This is a genomic window from Maribacter sp. 4G9, assembly GCF_002742265.1.
Classification (GTDB): Bacteria; Bacteroidota; Bacteroidia; order Flavobacteriales; family Flavobacteriaceae; genus Maribacter.
The window spans coordinates 1-1,500 of record NZ_MDGL01000195.1; the positions used below are offsets into that span (position 1 = coordinate 1).

At 39.7% G+C, this 1,500-nt stretch carries 2 protein-coding genes; one reads left to right on the forward strand and one right to left on the reverse strand.

The genetic code is table 11. The features are described from left to right. Window positions 1-526 (forward strand): group II intron maturase-specific domain-containing protein (locus tag BFP75_RS21195; protein WP_317044551.1); only part of this gene is annotated, 526 nt, incomplete at its 5' end. A gap of 103 nt (window positions 527-629) precedes the next feature. On the opposite strand, the gene BFP75_RS21200 is transcribed toward BFP75_RS21195, so the two are convergent. Next, entirely contained in the window at window positions 630-1,175 is a 546-nt protein-coding gene (locus BFP75_RS21200) for an HNH endonuclease (protein WP_099547322.1), read from the reverse strand. Window positions 1,176-1,500: the final 325 nt, after the last annotated feature.

The following is a 1,500-nucleotide window of genomic DNA, read 5'->3' on the forward strand; positions in this document are numbered from 1 at the left end:
CTTACCAGTCAACCGGGCAAAGAGCGGTATTCGCAGACCCTCTACATTCAAGTTGTTGGGTTATAGGTTTACGCCAGTATATAAGAAAGGCGTAAAGGGTCATTATCAGTTAATAGTAAGCGAACAGGCTTGGCAAACACTTAAACGCAAGCTCAGGTATCTTACCAAGAAAACGCTGCCATTATCATTATCAGAAAGGCTACAACGGCTAAAACCCATCTATAAAGGGTGGTTGAACAATTTCCGATTAGGAAATATACATACCAAACTTAAAAAGCTGGATGAATGGTTACGGAACCGACTACGCTACTGTATATGGCACGATTGGAAGAAACCGGAGCGCAAACGCAAGAATCTCATTGGCTTAGGTATAAAACAGGATCAAGCGTATGCTTGGAGTAGAACAAGGATGGGAGGCTGGGCGGTAGCCCAAAGTCCTATACTGAGGACTACTATTACTGAAAAACGTCTAAGAAAAAGAGGTTACGAAAGTATGCTAGCGTACTACCTTAGTGTAAAGTTCTGATATAACGAACCGCCGTGTACGAGACCCGTACGCACGGTGGTGTGAGAGGCGCAGTCCGTTCCTAACTAGGGGCGGACCCGTCTACTCGATTACCCAACGTTTTTTATTCAGTTACAGAACTCCAATTTTCGCCTGTTTTTATTCTGTGTATTTGCATATCAGAAACTCCAAAGCGTTTAGCAATCATTTTCAGCCTGTTATTTTTGTTTTTTAATTGGCGTTTGATAATTTTTACTTTTCCTGCGTTCAGTTTGCCAATATTTTTGCTCCTTTTTTTAACAATTTCGTTCCAATCTGGATGGCTGAATTGATGTAATTCCTTTTCTCTTTTCGTAGCCCATTTTAGATTTTCTATTCGATTGTCGGTTTTGTCATAGTTCAGATGAATAACACAGATTCCGTCATTTTTTTCCAGAAAATGTTCCGCAACAAGTTTGTGTACATATCTGCTGGTCTGTTTTCCGTTCCCTTTTTGTTTTACTGGTAAGTTCTGATATCCGTTTATAAAGTATTTTTTAACCAAAAATTCCTCGTCAGTTTTACAATTTATAATTCTGCCGTAATTTGATATTTTAAATTTTTCATTTTCAGAAATCTTGTCATCAAATACAATCTCTTTCCATTCTTCATTCCAATAATTTCGTATCATTCTCGATGTTTGTCTTAAATGTTGGGTAACGGTTTTGTATAACCGTCAGTTACGGGTTAAAGTACGCAAATTTTTCGGTTTATCACTGACGCTAGCAATTCCGAGTGGATTCGGACGCAGTCGAATCCGCCGTAATTGCGGTTAGCATCTATGTAAAAGCAGCCTGTCGAGTATCTTTAAGATTCACCAAAATCAAAAGATATGAAAACACAACAAACTGCCCCACCCAAGTTATTCATTGGTATCGACATACACAAGCGAAGTTGGAAGGTACACTGTTCGACCGATCTTTTCTCGGGCAGGACCTTTTCCATGTCCCCGGACC

What these genes read in the sequence shown, in the direction of transcription:
- BFP75_RS21200 (WP_099547322.1), bottom strand. Translation starts at nt 1,175, where the DNA reads ATGATACGAAATTATTGGAATGAAGAATGGAAAGAGATTGTATTTGAT.